The sequence below is a fragment of the Luteimonas sp. A611 genome, from assembly GCF_054072715.1.
Window position 1 is genome coordinate 2126823 of record NZ_JBSVRP010000001.1, and the last position, 18889, is coordinate 2145711.

Genomic DNA, 18889 nt, shown 5'->3' on the forward strand with positions numbered 1-18889 from the left:
CCCCCTCGGCGCGCGTGCACGTCGCGGCCTCAGGCCGCGGTGTATGCGGTCTTGACCGTGGTGTAGAACTCCACCGCGTAGCGGCCCTGCTCGCGCGGCCCGTAGCTGGAGGCCTTGCGCCCGCCGAACGGTACGTGCGGATCCACGCCCGCGGTCGGCAGGTTGACCATCACCATGCCCGCCTGCGCGTGACGCTTGAAGTGCGTGGCGTACTTGAGCGAGGTGGTGCAGATGCCTGAGCACAGGCCGAACTCGGTGTCGTTGGCCATCGCCAGCGCGTGCTCGTAGTCGTCGGCGCGCAGCACCGCCGCCACTGGGCCGAAGATCTCCTCGCGCGCGATGCGGTCCTCGGGCTTGGCGGTGAATAGCGTGGGCGCCAGGAAATGACCCTGCGTCTTCCACTCCACGCGCCCGCCGCCGGCCAGCAGCTCGCCGCCGTCGTCGTGGCCGGCCTGGATGTAGGACAGGTTGGTCTCGAGCTGCGCGCCGCTGGCGACCGGGCCGATGTCGATGCCGGCTTCCAGCGGATCGCCGACGCGGATCTTCGCCAGCCGTGCCTGCACACGCGCGACGAACTCGTCGTGCACCGCGCTCTCGACGATCAGCCGGCTCGATGCGGTGCAGCGCTGGCCGGTCGAGAAGAACGCGCCGTTGACCGCGCATTCCACCGCCTTGTCCAGGTCGGCATCGGCCAGCACGATCAGCGGATTCTTGCCGCCCATTTCCAGCTGCACCTTGAGCGCGCGCTCGGCCGCCTGCTTGAGCAGCGCATGGCCGGTGGGCGCCGAACCGGTGAAGGTCAGCGCGTCCAGGTTCTTGTGCGTGACCAGCGCCTGGCCGACGGTGCGGCCGCTGCCGAGCACCATGTTGAACGCGCCTTCTGGCAGGCCGGCACGCGAGAGGATCTCGGCGATCGCCCAGGCGCAGCCGGGCACGATCTCGGCCGGCTTGAACACCACCGTGTTGCCATAGGCCAGCGCCGGCGCGATCTTCCAGGCCGGGATCGCGAGCGGGAAGTTCCAGGGCGCGATGATGCCGACGGTGCCGACCGGTTCGCGGGTGATTTCGACATCGACGCCGGGGCGGGTGGACGCCAGCTTTTCGCCCGGGATGCGCAGCGCCTCGCCGGCGAAGAACTTGAAGATCTGCCCGGCGCGCGCGGCCTCGCCGATGCTCTCGGGCAGGGTCTTGCCCTCCTCGCGCGCCAGCAGGCGGCCCAGCTCTTCCTTGCGGGCGAGGATCTCGCTGCCCACCGCATCGAGGATGTCGGCGCGCTGCTGCGGATTGGACAGCGACCACTTCGGCAGCGCCGCGGCGGCCGCATCCACCGCCTGCCCGGTGCGCTCGGCGTCGAGCCTGCCGTAGTGGCCGACCGGCGTCGCCAGGTCCGACGGATTTTCGTTGGCGTGATCGCCCTCGCCTTCGACCCACTGGCCGGCGATGTAGCTGCTGTAGCGTTGGTCGGTCACGTCATGTCTCCTTGCTGATTGCTGTGTTTGCCATGGTGCGCCTTTGGCGGCCCCCATCCGCCTTCGGCACCTTCCGTAGGCGCGGGAAAAAACTGCAGCCCGGGTCGATGCTGGCGTCAACCCGCATCGTGCGTCGCACCTTACAGTGCGCGCACACCGCCGGGGGCGAATCCGGACGCGACCGTGCGCAGCGGATTGCGCAGCGCCGCGCCCAGTTCGGGCAACTCGATCTCGAACACGTCGCCCGCCTCCGCGCGCACGCCGTCGGCAAAGCTCAGCGTCGCGGTGCCGAAGAAGTGCAGGTGCACGTCGCCCGGACGCCGGTGCGCGGCGTACTTGAAATGGTGGTACTCGAGGTTCTCCAGCGAATGGCACATGTTGGCCTCGCCGGTGAGGAAGGGCTTCTCCCACACCACGTCCCCGCCGCGGCGCAGGCGGCTGGTGCCGCGCAGGTCCCGCGGCAACGGCCCGGCGCGCAGCTCGGGGCCGACCGCGCAGGCGCGCAGCTTGGAGTGCGCGAGGTAGAGGTAGTTCTGGCGCTCGGTGACGTGGTCGGAAAACTCGTTGCCGATCGCAAAGCCGAGCCGGTGCGGGGTTCCGTCCGGGCCGATCAGGTACAGGCCGACCAGTTCGGGCTCTTCGCCGCCGTCGAGGGCGAAATCGGGCGACTCCAGCGGCTGGCCGGGCGCGGCGAGGATCGCGCCGTCGCCCTTGTAGAACCATTCGGGCTGCGCCCCGGGCTCGCCGGGCTTCGGGATGCCGCCTTCCACGCCCCACTGGAACATGCGCATCGAATCGGTGAGCGTGCCCTCGTCGGCCTGCTGCTGCAGCTTCTGGTGCATCGCATCGCGCGCCGCGGCGCTGCCCAGATGGGTCAGGCCGGTGCCGGTGACCAGGCAGTGCGCGGGATCGGGATGGTGCAGCGGGCCCAGCACGCGGTCCTGCTGCAGGAGCGCGGCGTAATCGAGCCGGGTATCACCGGGCGCGGCCGTGGCCTCGTCGGCCAGGCTGCGGCCCGTGGCGATCGCCACCCCGGCCAGGGCGTACATGCTGTCCACGCCGTCGAGCAGGCGCACCTGCGCGCCGTCGGCATCGACCACGCCGACCCGGAGCTGCCCGGCATCGTCCTTCAGCTGGATCAATCGCATCTGCGCGGCCCGTCATCCCGGTGGTGTCGACCCCGCATTCTGCCGGGTTGATGGATATGCATCCAATTCATTTGGGCGAGAAATCGATACGGGTTCTTGTATGCCTGCTCGGTCCTGCCCTCAGTCGTGGAACGCCGCCACCAGCTTGCGCCGGCCCAGCATGAACGCATCGGCCACGTGCCGCAGCGGCGCCAGGTCCACGTCCGAGCGCCCGGCATGGATGAGTTCGGCAAAGCGCCGGTACAGCATCGGGTACTCCTGCTCCGGCTCGCTGTGGACCAGCTGGCCATCCACCGACAGCTTCGCGCCGCCCTCCGACAGCAGCATCTCGCCGGCATCGGTGCTGGCGGCGATGTCCCAGCTCTGCCTGCCGGTCTGGCGCCAGTCGAACTCGGCGACCAGGTCCAGCCCGGCCGCATCGGTGAAGTCGATCGACGCGGCGATCGGCGCCGCGCGGTTCTCCGGGAATTCCAGCGTCGCAGCGGTGGCGAACACCGGCCGCGGCAGGATCCTGGTGACGATGGACAGCGCATTGATCCCCGGGTCGAACACGCCCAGGCCGCCGGGCTGCCAGATCCACTCCTGCCCTGGATGCCACTGCCGCACGTCCTCCTTCCAGGTCACCCGCATGGAGCGGATGCGGGTGCCGGCCAGGAACGCGCGGGCCGTCTCCACCGCCGGGGCGTAGCGCGAATGCCAGCTGGCGAACAGGGACACGCCCCTCGCGTCGGCGCGCGCGGCCAGGTCCTCGACCTCCGAGAGCGTGGCGCCGGGCGGTTTTTCCAGGAACACGTGCTTGCCGGCCGCCAGCGCCTTCACCGCCGCCGCGTACCGGTACTGGGGCGGCATGCACAGGGAGACGGCGTCGATCGACGGCAGCGTCGACAGCATCTCTTCGATCGAACCGAAGTTGTCGATGCCCTCGACTCGCCCGTTGCGGCTGGCCGCTGCGACCAGCCGGTAGTCGGCATTAGCGGCCACGGCCGGGAGATGCTGGTCGCGCACGATCTTGCCGACACCGACGATGGCGAGGTTGATGATTGACACGTGTCTAGTCTCCACGGAAGCGCTCTGGAGCGGCACGCAGCTGCGTACCGCTTGCGGATGGTGGCCCGGTTACGGCATCGGCATGCCGGCGCGGCGTCAGGCGCGTTCCAGCGCCGCCGCCACTTCGGCCCATGGCCGGCCACGCCCCGGGCATGCGAAGCGGTACAGGATGTCGCGCCGGTACGCCTGGCCCGGTCGCAGGATCGCATCCGGGAACGCCGGCTGGTTGGGTGCGTCGGGATAGTCCTGCGGCTCCAGGCACAGCCCGTCGCCCAGGCCCGGATGCTGGCGCGCCAGCGCCTGGCCACCGTAGAGCTGCAGCGCCGGCGCCTCGCAATCGATGCGCATCGCCACGCCGCTGTGCGGCGAATACAGCGCGGCGGCGAACGCGTGGCCGGGCTCGAGCACCAGGCAATGGTCGTAGCCGCCCGCAATGCGCAGCTGTGGATCGGCAGCGTCGAAGCGCGCAGCCAGCGTCGCGGCCTGGTGGAAATCGAACGGCGTGTCCGCTGCCGGTTGCACATGGCCCAGCGGGATCAGTTCCTCCGATACCGGCAGCAGCCCCGCCACCGGCACCCGAAGCAGCTGCGCCGACGCAGGCACCGCCGCATCGCCCGCCAGGTTGAAGTAGGGATGATGCGTGGGATTGAACGGGGTCGGGGCATCGGTGGTCGCCTCGAAGACCAGCTGCAGTCGATCACCCGTCACCCGATAGGTCGCGACCACATCGAGATTGCCCGGATATCCCTCCTCGCCCGCCGGCGAGCGAAGGCGCAGCACCAGCGCGTCGGCATCGTGCGCTTCCACCGTCCAGATGCGCCGTCCGAAGCCGAGCATGCCGCCATGCAGATGGTTGCGGCCCTCGTTGGCGGCCAGCACGCGCGCCTGGCCGTCCAGCGTGAAGCGCGAGCCACCGATGCGGTTGCCATAGCGCCCGACCAGGATCCCGAGGAACGCCGGATCATCGAAATACGCCGCCGCGTCCGGCAGGCGCAGCACCACGTCCACCGGCCCGTCTTCGCCGGGCACGCGCAGCCGCGCGAGGATGCCGCCGAGATCGAGGATCTCCGCACATACCCCATGCGCGTCGCCTATGCGGTGCGCGTGCACCGCGCGGCCATCGGCCAAGTGGCCGAACGATCGGATCCTGTCCACGCAGCTCCCGTGATTTGCCTTCGCGCCGCAGCATAGGTGCGCCTGCCGGGGCGATGCCACCCCGCTTCCGGAATAGCAGATGGCGGGATTGGAATGGCTCAGGGCACATACGGGAACCGATATCGATCTACTCGTTAAATTCATTAGAAGGTTATGGACGGCCCGCCTATTCTCGACCTGCATCGCAAAAAGGCGACGACACCGCAAGCGCCGCGATGCACCGGCCGCCGCCCCAGGCAGCGGCCCCACAACTCGGGTTGATCGCGTCCATTCGTAGACCGGGAGGGGTTGAAAGTGACGACGCACACAGCAGCAGTCGGCGTGCGCGCATGCCGCGCACCGCACTCGCCCTTCGTCCGTGGACCACGGCAGCACCGCAACCCGGCCTGCGCCGTTCCGCACGCCCCGCATACCACCCAGTTTCCGCACCAGGGATGACACCGGATTACCGGTGTTCCCGGGTTTCCGCATGGTCCGCGCCGGCGCCACGCCGGACGAACACGAACGAAGAGGCATGCCCATGAACCGTCCCGACCGCCCGATACCGACCCGTGCCCTGCGCCGCGCCGTGCTGCCCGCCGCGATGCTGCTGGCGCTCGCCGCATTGCCCGCTGCGGCGCAGCAGGCTGCCCAGCCCTGCCCCACGCCCGACGATCCCGACGCCACCTGCGCGCCTTCAACCTCGCCAGACAACGCGGTCGAGCTCGAACGGGTCGAGGTGCGCGGCCTGCGCGCCAGCATGATCGACGCGCTGCAGATCAAGCAGGGCTCGATGCAGATCGTCGATGCGATCGTCGCCGAGGACATCGGCAAGTTCCCCGACAACAACCTGGTCGAGGCGCTGCAGCGCGTCACCGGCGTGCAAACCACCGACCGCGGCGGCGGAGAGGTGTCCACGGTGTCGATCCGCGGCCTCAACGACGTCACCACCACCATCAACGGCCGCAACATCTTCACCGCCTCGGGCCGTTCGGTGGCGCTGGCCGACATCCCGGCCAGCCTGCTGTCCAGCGTCGACATCTACAAGACCCGCTCGGCCAGCCTGATCGAGACCGGCATCGCCGGCGTGATCGACATCCACACCCACCGTCCCTTCGACTTCGACGGCGCCACTGCCGTGGTGGCCGCTCGCACCATCCACCAGGAGCAGAACGACGAGACCGACCCCAACCTCAGCGCCCTGGTCTCCAACACCTGGGACGTGGGCGGCGGCCGCTTCGGCGCACTGGCGAACGTCTCCTACGCCGTCACCCATTACCGCGACCAGAGCGTGACCGCCGGCGCGATGGTGCCGTTCTTCACCGACAACGCGCCTGCGGGCTTCGCGCCGTTCGAGCGGATCCCCACCGTCATCGACGGCCAGGAAGTCTGGCAGCCGGGCCTGGAGGCGGGGCTGCCCTTCAGCCCCGGCTCCACCGTGCCGGTGCGCGGCCAGCAGTACGACTACATCCTCTCGCGCGACGCGATCTTCGCCAGCGACCTTGCCGGCAAGCGCGAGCGGCCGGCCGCCAGCGTCGCGCTGCAGTGGGCGCCGAACGACACCTCGGAATACCTGTTCGAGGCCTTCTACAACGGCTACCGCAACGAGTCGTTCAACTCGCTGCTGTTCTCGTTCGTCGACTGGTGGGGCGCCCTGGGCGACAACGCGGCCGACAACATCGGGCTGTATCCGGGCACCAACGTCGTGCGCTCGCGCAGCGGAATCGGCTTTCCCTACAACTTCACCAGCGGCGACCTGTCCACCGGCAAGACCGACAGCATGCTCTACGCCCTGGGCGGACGCTGGCAGGTCGGCGACCGCCTTGAGCTCAAGTCCGAACTGACCCACCAGAACAGCGAGTTCAGCACCGACTTCTTCGCCATGCGCGCCGACCGCGTGAGCCCCAGCGTCTGGGTCGACTTCAACAGCGGCGGCGGCAAGCCGGCCTTCGGCTTCGACGACGACCCGGCCACGGCCGACATCGATGAGAGCAATCCGGCCGATCCCGCGCAGTGGAACGTGGCGCAGCTCTACGACAACGCCAACTACGCCAAGGGCGACGCCACCACCTTCACCTTCGACGGCGAATACGCCGCCGACTGGGGTCCGTTCCACAAGCTCGCCTTCGGCATGCGCCACGACGAGCGCAGCGCCAGCGAAGGCATGCGGGTCGGGCCGGACAACGCTTGCGACCGCGCGCTGCCGGACTGCTCGCTGACCGCCAATGGCGGCCTGGCCTCGATCAACCGGGGCTTCTTCGACGGCCATTCCAACGTGCCCACCTCGTGGGTGGTACCCGACGGCCACTACATCCGCGACAACGCCGACTTCTACCGCGAACTGTACGGCCGGCCGACCGGCGACCAGCTGTCGCTGACGGAGAACTTCAACGTCGAGGAAGCGACCTCGGCGGTCTACCTGCAGAGCGATTTCGCCTTCGAACTGGGCGAACAGACGCTCGACGGACAGCTCGGCCTGCGCTACGTCAACGTCGATACCGACATGGTCTTCGGCGACGGCAGCGCCTCGGCCAGCGCGTCCAAGCTGTTGCCCAGCCTGATGCTGCGCTACGCCTTCACCCCCAACCTGATGCTGCGGGCGGCCTACGGCGAAACCCTGCGCCGTCCGGCCTTCAACCAGCTCAACCCCAACATCATCTACGTCGAGGACGTGACCAACATCGGCTACGGCACCGCCAGCGGCGGCAACCCGGGCCTGGCGCCGACCGAGTCGAAAAACTACGACCTCGGCCTGGAGTGGTACTACTCGCCCGGCAGCGCGGTCTACGCCACCCTGTTCCGGCGCGAGATCGAAGGCATGGTCACCGATTTCCGCCGCCGCGTGACCTTCGAGAACTACGACTACATCCTCAGCCAGCCCGACAACGCCTCCGACGGCGAGCTCGAGGGCGTGGAGCTGGGCGTGGTCTGGTTCCCGGAGAACCTCCCCGGCCTGCTCGACGGCTTCGGCGTGCAGGCCAGCTACACCGCGCTCGACTCCACCCAGGACATCCCGGTGACCAACAGCGCCGGAGAAGTGGTGGACGTCCAGACCACGCCGATGTTCGGCATCTCCGACAGCTCCTACAGCGTGGTGCTGGCCTACGAGCGGGCGAAGTTCGGCGCGCGCCTGTCCTACGTGTGGCGCGACGATTTCCTGCATCACTACGAGGCGGCGCTGTTCGCCAACCCGCTGGGCGTGTACTTCAACGCAGAGAAGAGCATGGATCTCCAGCTCAGCTACGATGCCAGCGAGAACCTCTCGCTGACCTTCGACGCCACCAACCTCACCAACGAGCTGTACCAGAGCTACTACCAGCACCCGACCACGCACAACTTCGGCACCGCGCTGTACAGCCGCACCTTCGCGGTCGGGATGCGCTACCGGTTCTGATACCTGTGCCGGGGCGCGTGCAACGCGCCCCGACGGCTTTCACTTTCCGCACCAAGAGGCGACACCGATGCTGAAAACCACGCTGCGCACGCTTGCGCTCACCTCCGCCCTGCTCGCCGCCGGCATGGCCGGCGCCCAGGACAAGGCGTCCGCCACCGCGACGCTGCGCGCCGACCAGCCGGGCGATACCGTGAGCCGCTACATCTTCGGCCAGTTCGCCGAACACCTGGGCTATGGCATCTACGGCGGCATCTGGGTGGGCGAAGATTCGAAGATCCCCAACACGAAGGGCTACCGCAACGACGTGGTCGCCGCGCTCAGGCACCTGCAGGTGCCCGTGGTGCGCTGGCCCGGCGGCTGCTTCGCCGACGAGTACTACTGGCGCGACGGCGTCGGTCCGCGCGACAAGCGCCGGGTCAAGATCAACACCCACTGGGGCGGCGTCACCGAGCCCAACAGCTTCGGCACCCACGAGTTCATGGATTTCGCCGAACTCATCGGCACCGACGCCTATGTCTCGGGCAACACCGGCAGCGGCTCGCCGCGCGAAATGGCCGAATGGGTCGAGTACATGACCTATGAAAGCGGATCCTCACTGTCCGAGGAACGCCGCGCCAACGGCCGCGACAAGCCCTGGAAGCTGCCCTTCTTCGGCGTCGGCAACGAGATGTGGGGCTGCGGCGGCAACATGACGCCCGAGCACGCGGCCAACCTGCACCGCCAGTACCAGACCTTCGTCAAGGTGCCGGCCGGCACCCAGGTGACCAAGGTCGCAGCCGGCGCCAACGCCGATGACTACAACTGGACCGAGGTGATGATGAAGATCGCCGGCAAGCACATGGATGCGTTGTCGGTGCACTACTACACGGTGCCGGGCGGCTGGCCGCCGCGCGCCTCCTCGTTCGAGTTCGACGAGGCTGGCTGGATCGAGACGCTGTCGAGCGCGCTCAAGGTCGACGAGCTGCTGCGCAAGCACATCGAGGTGATGGACAGGCACGACCCGGAAAACAAGGTCGCGCTGTACCTCGACGAATGGGGCACCTGGTACGCCGGCCTGGAAGGCGTGAACCCGGGCTTCCTGCACCAGCAGAACACGCTGCGCGACGCGCTGGTGACCTCGTTGCACTTCGACATCATGAGCCGCCATGCCAAACGGGTGAAGATGGCCAACATCGCGCAGATGGTGAACGTGCTGCAGGCGATGATCCTCACCGACGAGGAGAAGATGCTGCTCACGCCCACCTACCACGTCTTCGAGATGTACAAGCCCTGGCAGGACGCGACCCACCTGCCGTTCGAACTCAAGACGCCGCAGTACCGCCACGGCGAGACATCGGTTCCGGCGGTGCACGGTTCGGCCGTGCGCGCGAAGGACGGGCACGTCTACGTCGCGCTGTCCAACCTCGATCCGGACAAGGCGGCCAGCGTGTCGGCCAGCGTCTCGGGGCTTCAGGCCTCGTCGGTGTCGGGCCGGGTGCTGACGGCGGGCGCGATCACGTCGCACAACACCTTCGAGCAGCCGGAGCAGGTGAAGCCGGTGGCGTTCGACGGCGCGACGGTCTCCGGCGGTACGCTCAGCGTCGAGCTGCCGGCCAAGTCGGTGGTGGTACTGCAGCTGCGCTGACGGGCTGCACCAGACGGCAAGACGACGGGGGCGCTTCGGCGCCCCCGTCCGTTTCGGGCGTGTCATGGCAGCGAGGCGCCGGCGCTTGCCCCTGCCCCACGCTTACTTCGCGGGGGGCGCCAGTGGCGGGGGCTTCGGCGCTGCAGCAGGCGCGGGAATCGACGGCGGCTGGATCTCCGGCGCATGTTGCGCCATCAGCTCGACGATCCAGTCGATGAACACGCGCAGCTTGCGACTGACGTGCCGGCTTGGTGCAAAGGCCACGTACAGCGGCATGGGATCGAGCTGCCAGTCCTCGAACAGCGCGATCAGTTCGCCGCGTGACTGCGGCGTGCGCGCCATGTAACGCGGCAGCCACAGCACGCCCATGCCCGCCACCCCTGCGGCCAGGTAGGCATTGCCGTCGTCGACCGACAGCACGTGGCGGCCATGCACCTGCACCTGCTCATCGCCGCGGCGCATCGCATACGCCAGCGGCACGCCGCTGCGCGAGCCGCGATAGCCGACGATGCGGTGCGAACCCTCCTCCAGCGCCTGCGGATGGCCCGGCACGCCGGCACGCGCCAGGTAACCCGGTGCGGCATAGACGCCCAGCGGGAGGTCGGCCACATGCCGCACACGCAGCGACGAGCCGGTCGGTTCACCGCCGCGCACCACGCAGTCCACGTTCTCGTCGATCAGGTCCACCCTGCGGTCGCTGGCGCCCAGGTCGAGCTGGATGTCGGGATAGCGCGCGTGGAAGGCGGGCAGCGCCGGCACCAGCACCAGGCTGGCCAGCGGCGCGGGCACGTCAACGCGCAGCCGGCCGCGCGGCGAGTCCGAAGCCGTGGACAGGCTGGTCTCGGCATCGTCCAGGTCGGCCAGCAGGCGCACCACGCGCTCGTAGTACGCGGTGCCATCGGCGGTGACGTTGACCTTGCGCGTGGTGCGGTGGAGCAGCTTCACCCGCAGGTGCGTTTCCAGCTGCTGCACCAACTGTGTCACGCGCGTCCTGCTCGACTGCAGCGTGTCGGCGGCGCGCGTGAAGCTGCCGGTCTCCACCACGCGGACGAAGGCCTGCATCGCATCAAAGCGGTCCATGCGCAGCTCCAGTTGCACTCGGGATTGTTTGGATTCTACAAACAGTGATCCCGGGAACGGGCCGTTTATCGGAACCGAGTCGCCACCTAGAGTGGCCGCACGCATCGGGGCCACCTGCCCCGCCAGGAGATCCCCCATGAACACCCGCGATGTCGTCTTTCCCGCCGGCCGCCAGGCCCTGTACGAGCAACACCGCTATTCGCCGGCGGTGCGCAGCAACGGCTTTCTGTTCGTGTCCGGGCAGGTGGGCAGCCGCGAGGACGGCTTGCCAGAGCCGGACTTCGAGGCCCAGGTCCGCCTGGCGTTCGCCAACCTCGAGGCAACCCTGCGCGCCGCCGGGTGCGGGCTCGACGACATCGTCGACCTGACCAGTTTCCATACCGACCCCGAACACCAGTTCGACACGGTCCTCGCGGTCAAGAACGAGGTCTTCCCGCAGGCGCCCTATCCCAACTGGACGGCGGTCGGGGTCACCTGGCTGGCGGGCTTCGACTTCGAGATCAAGGTCATCGCCCGCATTCCCGGCTGAACATCCGCTCAGACGCGACGGCCAGCCTCGTCGACCACCTGTTCGCCGTCCTCCTTGGTGAACGCGCCCCGCTGCGGCTGCGGCAGGATGTCCAGCACCAGCTCCGAAGGACGGCACAGGCGTGTGCCCAGCGGCGTCACCACGATCGGGCGGTTGATCAGCACCGGGTGCGCCAGCATCGCGTCGATCAGATCGGCATCGCTGCGCCCCGGATCGTCCAGGCGCAGTTCGGCATGCAGCGGCTCCTTGGCGCGCATGATCCCGCGCACGCCCAGGCCTGCCGCCTCCACCAGTTGCAACAGCCGCTCGCGGCCGGGCGGGTGCTGCAGGTATTCGACGACGGTCGGCGTCTCGCCGCTGTTGCGGATCATCGCAAGGGTGTTGCGCGACGTGCCGCAGCGCGGGTTGTGATAGATCGTGATCTCGCTCATGCCGCCGCCGCAGGCGCCACGGCCACTGCGCCAGACGCGGCCGCCAGCGCACCGGCTGCCACGTCGCCCTTGCGTTCGCTGTAGCGGTCGGTCAGGTAATCGCTGCGCCCGCGCACCAGCAGGGTGAACTTGACCAGTTCCTCGATCACATCGACCACGCGGTCGTAGTACGGCGAAGGCTTCATCCGCCCCGCTTCGTCGAACTCCTGCCACGCCTTGGGCACGGAGGACTGGTTGGGGATGGTCACCATGCGCATCCAGCGTCCAAGCACGCGCAGCGCATTGACCACGTTGAACGACTGCGAACCGCCGGAGACCTGCATCACCGCCAGCGTGCGGCCCTGCGTCGGGCGCACACCCGCTTCCTCCAAGGGCAGCCAATCGATCTGGTTCTTGAACACCGCGGTGACCGCGCCGTGGCGCTCGGGGCTCACCCACACCTGGCCTTCCGACCACAGCGACAGCGCGCGCAACTCCTGCACCCTGGGGTGGTCTGCTTCGACGCTGCCCTGCAACGGCAGGCCGTGCGGATCGAACACGCGGGTCTCGGCGCCGAAATGGCGCAGCAGGCGCTCGGCCTCGAGCGCGAGCTTGCGACTGTAGGACTCCGGGCGCAGTGAGCCGTAGAGGATCAGGATCCGCGGCGCGTGTGCGCCACCGTCTCCCGACCCGGGTGCATCGTGGGCGGGCAGGTGCGCGGCGGCGGGAGAGAGGTTGGGCAGCTCGGGGGACGCGGTCATGGTTGCTTCGTGGAAAACGTTTCGACTATTCTAGAAAAATGGAAATAGAAAGCGCAACCCCGGCGCTGGCTGCCCTGGGACATCCCACGCGTCTGGCCGTATTCCGGCTGCTGGTCGAGGCGGGCCCCGGAGGCCGCACGCCCGGCGCCATGGCGGAGATGCTGTCACTGCCAGGCGCAACCCTGTCCTTCCATCTCAAGGAGCTCACTGCCGCCGGGTTGATCCAGGGCACGGCGGAGGGTCGGCATATTTCCTATCGCGCCGATTTCGACGCGATGAACGGCCTGATCGAATTCCTGACGCGCAACTGCTGTGGCGGCGACGACAGCCAGTGCCTGCCTGCCTCCCGACCGGCCCGCAAGGCGACCCGCAAAGTGCGCGAGGCCTGAAACGTGCTCGTTGCACTGCTGATCTTCGTTGCCACCATCGTCCTGGTGATCTGGCAGCCGCGAGGCCTCGGCGTCGGCTGGAGCGCGTCGTTCGGCGCCGTGTTGGCCCTGGTCACCGGCGTGGTGGGCGTATCCGACATTCCGACGGTCTGGGGCTTCGTCTGGAACGCCACCTTCACCTTCGTGGCCGTGATCCTCATCAGCCTGGTGCTCGACGAAGCGGGCTTCTTCGAATGGGCCGCGCTGCACGTCGCGCGCTGGGGCCAGGGCAGCGGACGCAGGCTGTTCGTCTACCTGGTGCTGCTCGGCGCGGCGGTCGCGGCCCTGTTCGCCAACGACGGCGCGGCGCTGATCCTGACGCCGATCGTGATCGCCATGCTGCTGGCGCTCAAATTCACGCCCGCGGCCACGCTGGCCTTCGTCATGGCGGCCGGTTTCATAGCCGACACCGCGAGCCTGCCGCTGGTCGTGTCCAACCTGGTCAACATCGTTTCGGCCGACTACTTCGACATCGGTTTCGGCGAGTACGCATCGGTCATGTTCCCGGTCAACCTGGTGTCGGTGGGCGCGACGCTGGCCGTCCTGATGTGGTTCTTCCGCCGTGACATTCCCGCGAACTACGACGTCACCCTGTTGAAGGCTCCGGGCTCGGCGATCGTCGACCGCGCCACCTTCAATGCCGGCTGGGTCGTGCTGGCGCTGCTGGTGGTGGGCTTCTTCGTGCTCGAACGGCTTGGCGTGCCGATCAGCGTCGTAGCCGGTGCCGGCGCACTGGCGCTGCTCGGCGTGGCGGCCAGGGGGCACAGGATCTCGACCCGCAAGGTCGTGCGCGAAGCCCCCTGGCAGATCGTGGTGTTCTCGCTCGGCATGTACCTGGTGGTCTACGGCCTGCGCAACAACGGACTGACCGACCATCTGGCGATGCTGCTCGACCGGTTCGCCGGACACGGCCTGTGGGCTGCGACCTTCGGCACCGGCCTGCTGACGGCGTTCCTGTCGTCGGTGATGAACAACATGCCGACGGTGCTGGTCGGCGCGCTGTCCATCGAAGCCAGCCAGGCGGAAGGAGCGGTGCGCGAGGCCATGATCTACGCCAACGTCATCGGCAGCGACCTGGGTCCGAAGTTCACCCCGATCGGCAGCCTGGCCACGCTGCTGTGGCTGCACGTACTGGCACGCAAGGGCATCCGGATCACCTGGGGCTATTACTTCAAGGTGGGCGTCATCCTGACCTTGCCCGTGCTGCTGGTGACGCTGGCAGCGCTGGTCATGCGGCTGAGCATCGTGTGATCACGGCTGCCCGGGCGTCACCACGGAGAACCCGTTCGTACAATCCACCTGCTGAGATGACCACCATGAAGGCCTGACGTGTTCGGCCTCCTGCTCGCGGTCAACGACCGACGATCCCGGCACGCTGCGATTGAGGCGCATGCTGCACTGCAATATGATGCCGCCTCACCCGCGTCTCGCGTCCGATAACCCGCCCCAGGTTTCAGCGCGTCGTCCAGGACGCCGCGAGGGCCTCGCGTCTTTTTTCCGTCAACATCGCGCGCCCGTAGCGGCGCGCATGGAGTCACACGATGTCAGCCAACTATCCGCTGCGCGAGCAGTGGCTCGGCAATGTGCGCGGCGACGTGCTGTCGGGCGTGCTCGTCGCCCTGGCGCTGATTCCCGAGGCGATCGCGTTCTCGATCATCGCCGGCGTCGATCCCAAGGTCGGCCTGTACGCCTCGTTCTGCATCGCGGTGGTCACCTCGATCGCCGGCGGCCGCCCGGGCATGATCTCCGCCGCCACCGGGGCCATGGCCCTGGTGATGGTGGACCTGGTGCGCGACCACGGCCTGCAGTACCTGTTCGCCGCCACCATCCTGGCCGGCCTGCTGCAGCTGCTGGCCGCCGCGCTGCGCCTGAACACGCTGATGCGCTTCGTCTCGCGCTCGGTGGTGATCGGATTCGTCAACGCCCTGGCCATCCTGATCTTCATGGCGCAGCTGCCCGAACTGATCGGCATGCCGTGGACCGTCTACGCCGTCTGCGCCGCGGGCCTGGCCATCATCTACCTGCTGCCGCGGCTGACCCGCGTCGTGCCTTCGGCGCTGGTGGCGATCGTGGTGCTCACCGTCGCCGTCGTCCTGCTCGGCCTGGACATCCGCACCGTGGGCGACATGGGCGAGATGCCGGACAGCCTGCCCGCCTTCTTCGTCCCCGACATCCCCTGGACCTGGGACACCCTGCGCATCCTGCTGCCCGTTTCGGCCACGCTGGCCGTGGTGGGCTTGCTGGAATCGCTGATGACCGCGCAGATCGTCGAGGACATGACCGACACGCCCACCGACCGCCGCCGCGAATCCGCCGGCCAGGGCCTGGCCAACGTGGTCACCGGCTTCTTCGGCGGCATGGCCGGCTGCGCGATGATCGGCCAGTCGGTGATCAACGTGTCCTCCGGCGGCCGCGGGCGCCTGTCGTGCCTCATCGCCGGCGTGGTGCTGCTGTTGCTGGTGGTGTACGCGTCGGAGTGGGTGTCGATGATCCCGATGGCGGCGCTGGTGGCGGTGATGATCATGGTCAGCATCGGCACCTTCCACTGGAAGAGCATCCGCGAACTGCGCACCCACCCCAAAACCGCCAACCTGATCATGTTCGGCACGGTGATCGTCACCGTCGCCACCCGCGACCTGGCCATGGGCGTGCTGACCGGCGTGCTGCTCACCGCCCTGTCCTTCACCCGCCGCGTGAGCGCGCTGCTGAAGATCGACGGCGACGACGCCGTCGACGGCACCCGCACCTACCGCGTGCGCGGCCAGGTGTTCTTCGCCTCCGCCGTGCAGTTCGCCAACAGCTTCGACTACCTGCACACCCCGCCCAAGGTCGTGATCGACCTGCGCGACGCCCACTTCTGGGACACCAGCGCCGTGGCCGCCCTTGACCGCGTTGTACTCAAGCTGCGCCGGCATGGCGCAGAGGTGGAGGTGATCGGCCTCAACCAGGCGAGCGAATCGCTGGTGGAGCAGTTGGGGACGCATCGGGGCGTGGAGGCAGGCGCGACGACGGGGTCCTGAGAAAGACGGATTTCAAGGCTGGCCGCAGATTGGGGGTGGAGTCCGGTGGTTGCTTACGACGGCGGTTTCGTCACGACCCACGCTCATGACAGGTATAAGGTCATAGCGGATCAGCATCGGCGAACCTGGACATGTCGTGCGCATGCTGGCTCGGCCTTTCGGCCGACCCAACAGGCATCGTCTCGCCAAGTCCGGTTTCCACCGCAGAGCCACCTTCCAACGTCCGGTGCACGGGACACCTGTCGGCGATCTCCGCCAATCGCTGTCTCTGCTGGTCCGACAGATTGCCCGTCAGAACAAGACGCCGGGTAAACAGGTCTGAAGGTTCGATTCCCTGTCGACGGCTGTGGCCAACGGTAACCGTCACTTGCTCCAGCGGGATCTGCTTGCGTCGCGCGTACATGCGCAGCGTCATGGCCGTACATGCACCCAGGCCGGCCGCGAGCAGATCGTAAGGCGTAGGTCCGGAGCCGAGGCCACCCACCTCCGGAGGCTCGTCGGCGAGGAAATGGATGCCCCCGGCGCTGACCTCGACCTGGAACGCCCCGTCACCGGTTTCCGAAACGGTCACGACGCCGGACTGCGCGTCGCTCCGCACTGGCGTTGCGCTCTTCAGCGACCGCGACGACCAGGCCGCAATCATCGTGGCGGCGAAGTCCGCGTCGCGACGATCGGTCAGCAGGTGATCCGCGCCGTCAAGCGAGATGAAGTTCTTGGGATGCAGCGCGGCCTTGTAGATGGCCGTCGCATTGTCGATGCCGACGATCGAGTCCTGCGGCGAATGCAGGATCAACAGGGGTTTCCTGAGTGCCCGGATCCGCGCTCGCTGGTCGTGGGCGGCAAGGTCGTCGACGAAGGATTGGCGGAGCCGGAACGGTCGGCCGCCAATCCTGACTTCCGCCTCGCCCTTCTCCCGCAATTCGTCGAGGCCACCCGCGAAGAGGTGCGTGACATGCTCGACATCGAAAGGCGCGCCAATCGTTACCACCGCTTGTGCTTCGGGTATCCGGGCAGCAGCCGCCAGAACCGCGGCGCCGCCAAGACTGTGACCGATCAGCAAGGCTGGCGGGCGCCCTGCCCCACGCATCGCATCGGCAGCGGCGACCAGGTCTGCAATGCTGCCGCTGAAGCTGCTGTCGGCGAAATCTCCGCCACTTTGACCAAGACCCGTGAAGTCGAAACGGAGTACACCGTATCCAAGCGACGTTAGTGCATTGCCAAGCCGAACCGCAGCGAGCGAGCTCTTGGTGCAAGTGAAGCAGTGCGCGAACAGTGCATAGGACGATACCGGGCCATCCGGCATATCAAGGGCACCGGAAAGCTTTTGGCCATCTGCACCAGTGAATTCGAATTCGCGTGTCGACATGGAGACTGCACCTTGCCGGTTCGGTATACGGTACATCACGTGACTTGGGTTACGGGATCTGCAGTGCGTCGGACTCCTTCAGAGCACGGGACGGAACGTCACCTTGGTGGACACGGCCACCTCGTTCGGGATGATCGAGAGGTCTGCCCAATCTCCGGCACCCACGCCGAAATCCAGACGTTTCACCGTAGCGCGACCGGCCAGCACGGGGCGGTCGCCCGGGGTCAAGGTCATCGTCAGCTGCACCGGCTTCTTCACGCCGCGAAGTTCGAGCGTGCCGTCGGCAACGTAACGGTTCTCGCCCAGCGGCCGGAAACCCTTGGCCGTGTAGCGTGCGGTGGCGAACTGTCCGACGTTGAAGAACGGCGCGGTCTTGAGCGTGCCGTCGCGGTCGGCGTTCTTCGTATCCGCGGAGGCAAGCGGAATGGTGACGGCAAGGGTCGCATCCTGCGGGTTCGCCGGATCGAAGCTGAGCCTTGACTGGAAGTCGGCGAACAGGCCCACGAATGTTTCGCCCTGGTAATCACTGGCGAAGCTGAGGGCGCCGGAGGACTGTACATAGTCGGCGGCCGAAGCGGGCGCCACGGCGGCCATGGCAGCGGCCAGGGCCAGGGGAAGGATGCGATTGCGGATGCTCATGTCAGTTCTCCTTGGTGGATTTGGCAGGCGTTGTATTGCGGCGCAGTGCAGGGAGCATGCGGCGCAGGGTGTCGTCGCCCTGGAAGATGTGGTGATAGAAAGCGGCCCCGGCATGCGCCAGCACCAGCAGGACCAACAGCCAGAAGCCGTACTCATGCACCTGGATGGACAATGCGGCCAGTTCCTCGCTGCGCTCAGCGACGGTCGGCAGGTTGAGCTTCTTGAACCACTGCAGCGGGTAACCGGACGTCGAGTTGAACACCCAACCGCTGATCGGGATTGCGAACATCAGGACGTACAGCGCCCAATGTGTGGCCGAGGCGATACGCGCCTGCCAGGTTGGAGTGCCCGGCGTTACCTTCGGTGCGCCGGCGAGCAGGCGCCAGGCGAAGCGAAGAACGATCAATGCCAGAAGAGTCAGCCCAAGTGACTTGTGCAGGGCATAGGCGTTGATCTTGGCCGGGGTGGGTGGCATGTCGACCATCGTCAGGCCGAGCCATGCCAGCCACACGATCAAGACAAGGACCGACCAGTGCATCAGTTGGCTGATGACGCCCCAGCGTCGCTCAGAGTTGTGAATTTGCATCGACGGCTCCGTCTGTAACGAGGCGGTTTTCTCCTCGACGGATCCATTGTCAGCGTCTCGAACTTCGGGAAACAGCCGTCGGGAGCGACAAGATTGTTTCCATAACAGTGACAGTCAGGCCTGATGGGTACGGCGGTGGAAAACACCTCCGCGGGGGATTGTCCCTGATTCATGGACATTCTTGTTCCAGGCGACGGGTTTATCCATCGAGGCAGAACCCTATCCTCGTTGAGGTGGGCGGCGGCTGTTGTGCA

At 67.5% G+C, this 18889-nt stretch carries 16 protein-coding genes; 6 read left to right on the top strand and 10 right to left on the bottom strand.

The annotated features are described in order from the left end of the window. Positions 1 to 29 precede the first annotated feature (29 nt). From ACW5EG_RS09520 to ACW5EG_RS09535, 4 genes are all read right to left on the bottom strand, one after another. A complete protein-coding gene (locus ACW5EG_RS09520; protein ID WP_457021324.1) occupies positions 30 to 1469 on the bottom strand; it encodes an aldehyde dehydrogenase family protein in 1440 nt (479 codons plus the stop codon). 140 nt (positions 1470 to 1609) lie between these two features. Further along, entirely contained in the window at positions 1610 to 2617 is a 1008-nt protein-coding gene (gene araD1 / locus ACW5EG_RS09525; protein ID WP_457019636.1) for an AraD1 family protein, read from the bottom strand. Positions 2618 to 2737: 120 nt separating this feature from the next. Beyond that, entirely contained in the window at positions 2738 to 3664 is a 927-nt protein-coding gene (locus ACW5EG_RS09530; protein WP_457019637.1) for a Gfo/Idh/MocA family protein, read from the bottom strand. A 96-nt stretch (positions 3665 to 3760) separates the two neighbouring features. Next, positions 3761 to 4819, bottom strand: coding sequence for an aldose epimerase family protein (locus tag ACW5EG_RS09535; protein ID WP_457019639.1), 1059 nt, complete (start codon positions 4817 to 4819; stop codon positions 3761 to 3763). 520 nt (positions 4820 to 5339) lie between these two features. Here ACW5EG_RS09535 and ACW5EG_RS09540 point away from each other — a divergent pair. After that, positions 5340 to 8192 (top strand): TonB-dependent receptor, encoded by a 2853-nt coding sequence (locus ACW5EG_RS09540; protein ID WP_457021325.1) that lies wholly within the window; start codon positions 5340 to 5342, stop codon positions 8190 to 8192. Between the two features lie 67 nt (positions 8193 to 8259). Further along, entirely contained in the window at positions 8260 to 9816 is a 1557-nt protein-coding gene (locus ACW5EG_RS09545) for an alpha-N-arabinofuranosidase (RefSeq protein ID WP_457019642.1), read from the top strand. 102 nt (positions 9817 to 9918) lie between these two features. On the opposite strand, the gene ACW5EG_RS09550 is transcribed toward ACW5EG_RS09545, so the two are convergent. Beyond that, positions 9919 to 10896, bottom strand: coding sequence for a LysR substrate-binding domain-containing protein (locus ACW5EG_RS09550; protein ID WP_457019643.1), 978 nt, complete (start codon positions 10894 to 10896; stop codon positions 9919 to 9921). Positions 10897 to 11032: 136 nt separating this feature from the next. Between ACW5EG_RS09550 and ACW5EG_RS09555 the strand changes: the two genes are divergently transcribed. After that, positions 11033 to 11425, top strand: a complete 393-nt coding sequence (locus ACW5EG_RS09555) for a RidA family protein (RefSeq protein ID WP_457019645.1) — start codon at positions 11033 to 11035, stop codon at positions 11423 to 11425. Between the two features lie 8 nt (positions 11426 to 11433). Here the strand turns inward: ACW5EG_RS09555 and arsC are convergent, their stop codons facing one another. Both arsC and arsH read right to left on the bottom strand, forming a co-directional pair. Then, the gene (gene arsC / locus ACW5EG_RS09560) at positions 11434 to 11856 is read right to left on the bottom strand and encodes an arsenate reductase (glutaredoxin) (protein ID WP_457019646.1); all 423 of its coding nucleotides are present in this window, start codon (positions 11854 to 11856) and stop codon (positions 11434 to 11436) included. After that, complete coding sequence (arsH, locus tag ACW5EG_RS09565) at positions 11853 to 12596, bottom strand: arsenical resistance protein ArsH (RefSeq protein ID WP_457019647.1); 744 nt, start codon at positions 12594 to 12596, stop codon at positions 11853 to 11855. Before arsH ends, arsC begins: the two co-directional genes overlap by 4 nt. A 38-nt stretch (positions 12597 to 12634) precedes the next feature. On the opposite strand from arsH, the gene ACW5EG_RS09570 reads away from it, so the two are divergent. The 3 genes from ACW5EG_RS09570 to ACW5EG_RS09580 all read left to right on the top strand — a co-directional run bounded on the left by ACW5EG_RS09570 (position 12635) and on the right by ACW5EG_RS09580 (position 16044). After that, positions 12635 to 12985 (top strand): ArsR/SmtB family transcription factor, encoded by a 351-nt coding sequence (locus ACW5EG_RS09570; RefSeq protein ID WP_457019891.1) that lies wholly within the window; start codon positions 12635 to 12637, stop codon positions 12983 to 12985. A gap of 3 nt (positions 12986 to 12988) precedes the next feature. After that, the gene (locus ACW5EG_RS09575; protein ID WP_457019649.1) at positions 12989 to 14275 is read left to right on the top strand and encodes an arsenic transporter; all 1287 of its coding nucleotides are present in this window, start codon (positions 12989 to 12991) and stop codon (positions 14273 to 14275) included. Between the two features lie 290 nt (positions 14276 to 14565). Beyond that, entirely contained in the window at positions 14566 to 16044 is a 1479-nt protein-coding gene (locus tag ACW5EG_RS09580; protein WP_457019651.1) for a SulP family inorganic anion transporter, read from the top strand. 100 nt (positions 16045 to 16144) lie between these two features. On the opposite strand, the gene ACW5EG_RS09585 is transcribed toward ACW5EG_RS09580, so the two are convergent. From ACW5EG_RS09585 to ACW5EG_RS09595, 3 genes are all read right to left on the bottom strand, one after another. Further along, complete coding sequence (locus tag ACW5EG_RS09585; protein ID WP_457019652.1) at positions 16145 to 17410, bottom strand: bifunctional alpha/beta hydrolase/OsmC family protein; 1266 nt, start codon at positions 17408 to 17410, stop codon at positions 16145 to 16147. 78 nt (positions 17411 to 17488) lie between these two features. Then, complete coding sequence (locus ACW5EG_RS09590) at positions 17489 to 18049, bottom strand: YceI family protein (protein WP_457019653.1); 561 nt, start codon at positions 18047 to 18049, stop codon at positions 17489 to 17491. Between the two features lies 1 nt (position 18050). After that, positions 18051 to 18635 carry a cytochrome b gene (locus ACW5EG_RS09595; RefSeq protein WP_457019654.1) on the bottom strand — a complete coding sequence of 195 codons (585 nt, stop codon included), beginning with the start codon at positions 18633 to 18635 and terminating at the stop codon, positions 18051 to 18053. Positions 18636 to 18889: the final 254 nt, after the last annotated feature.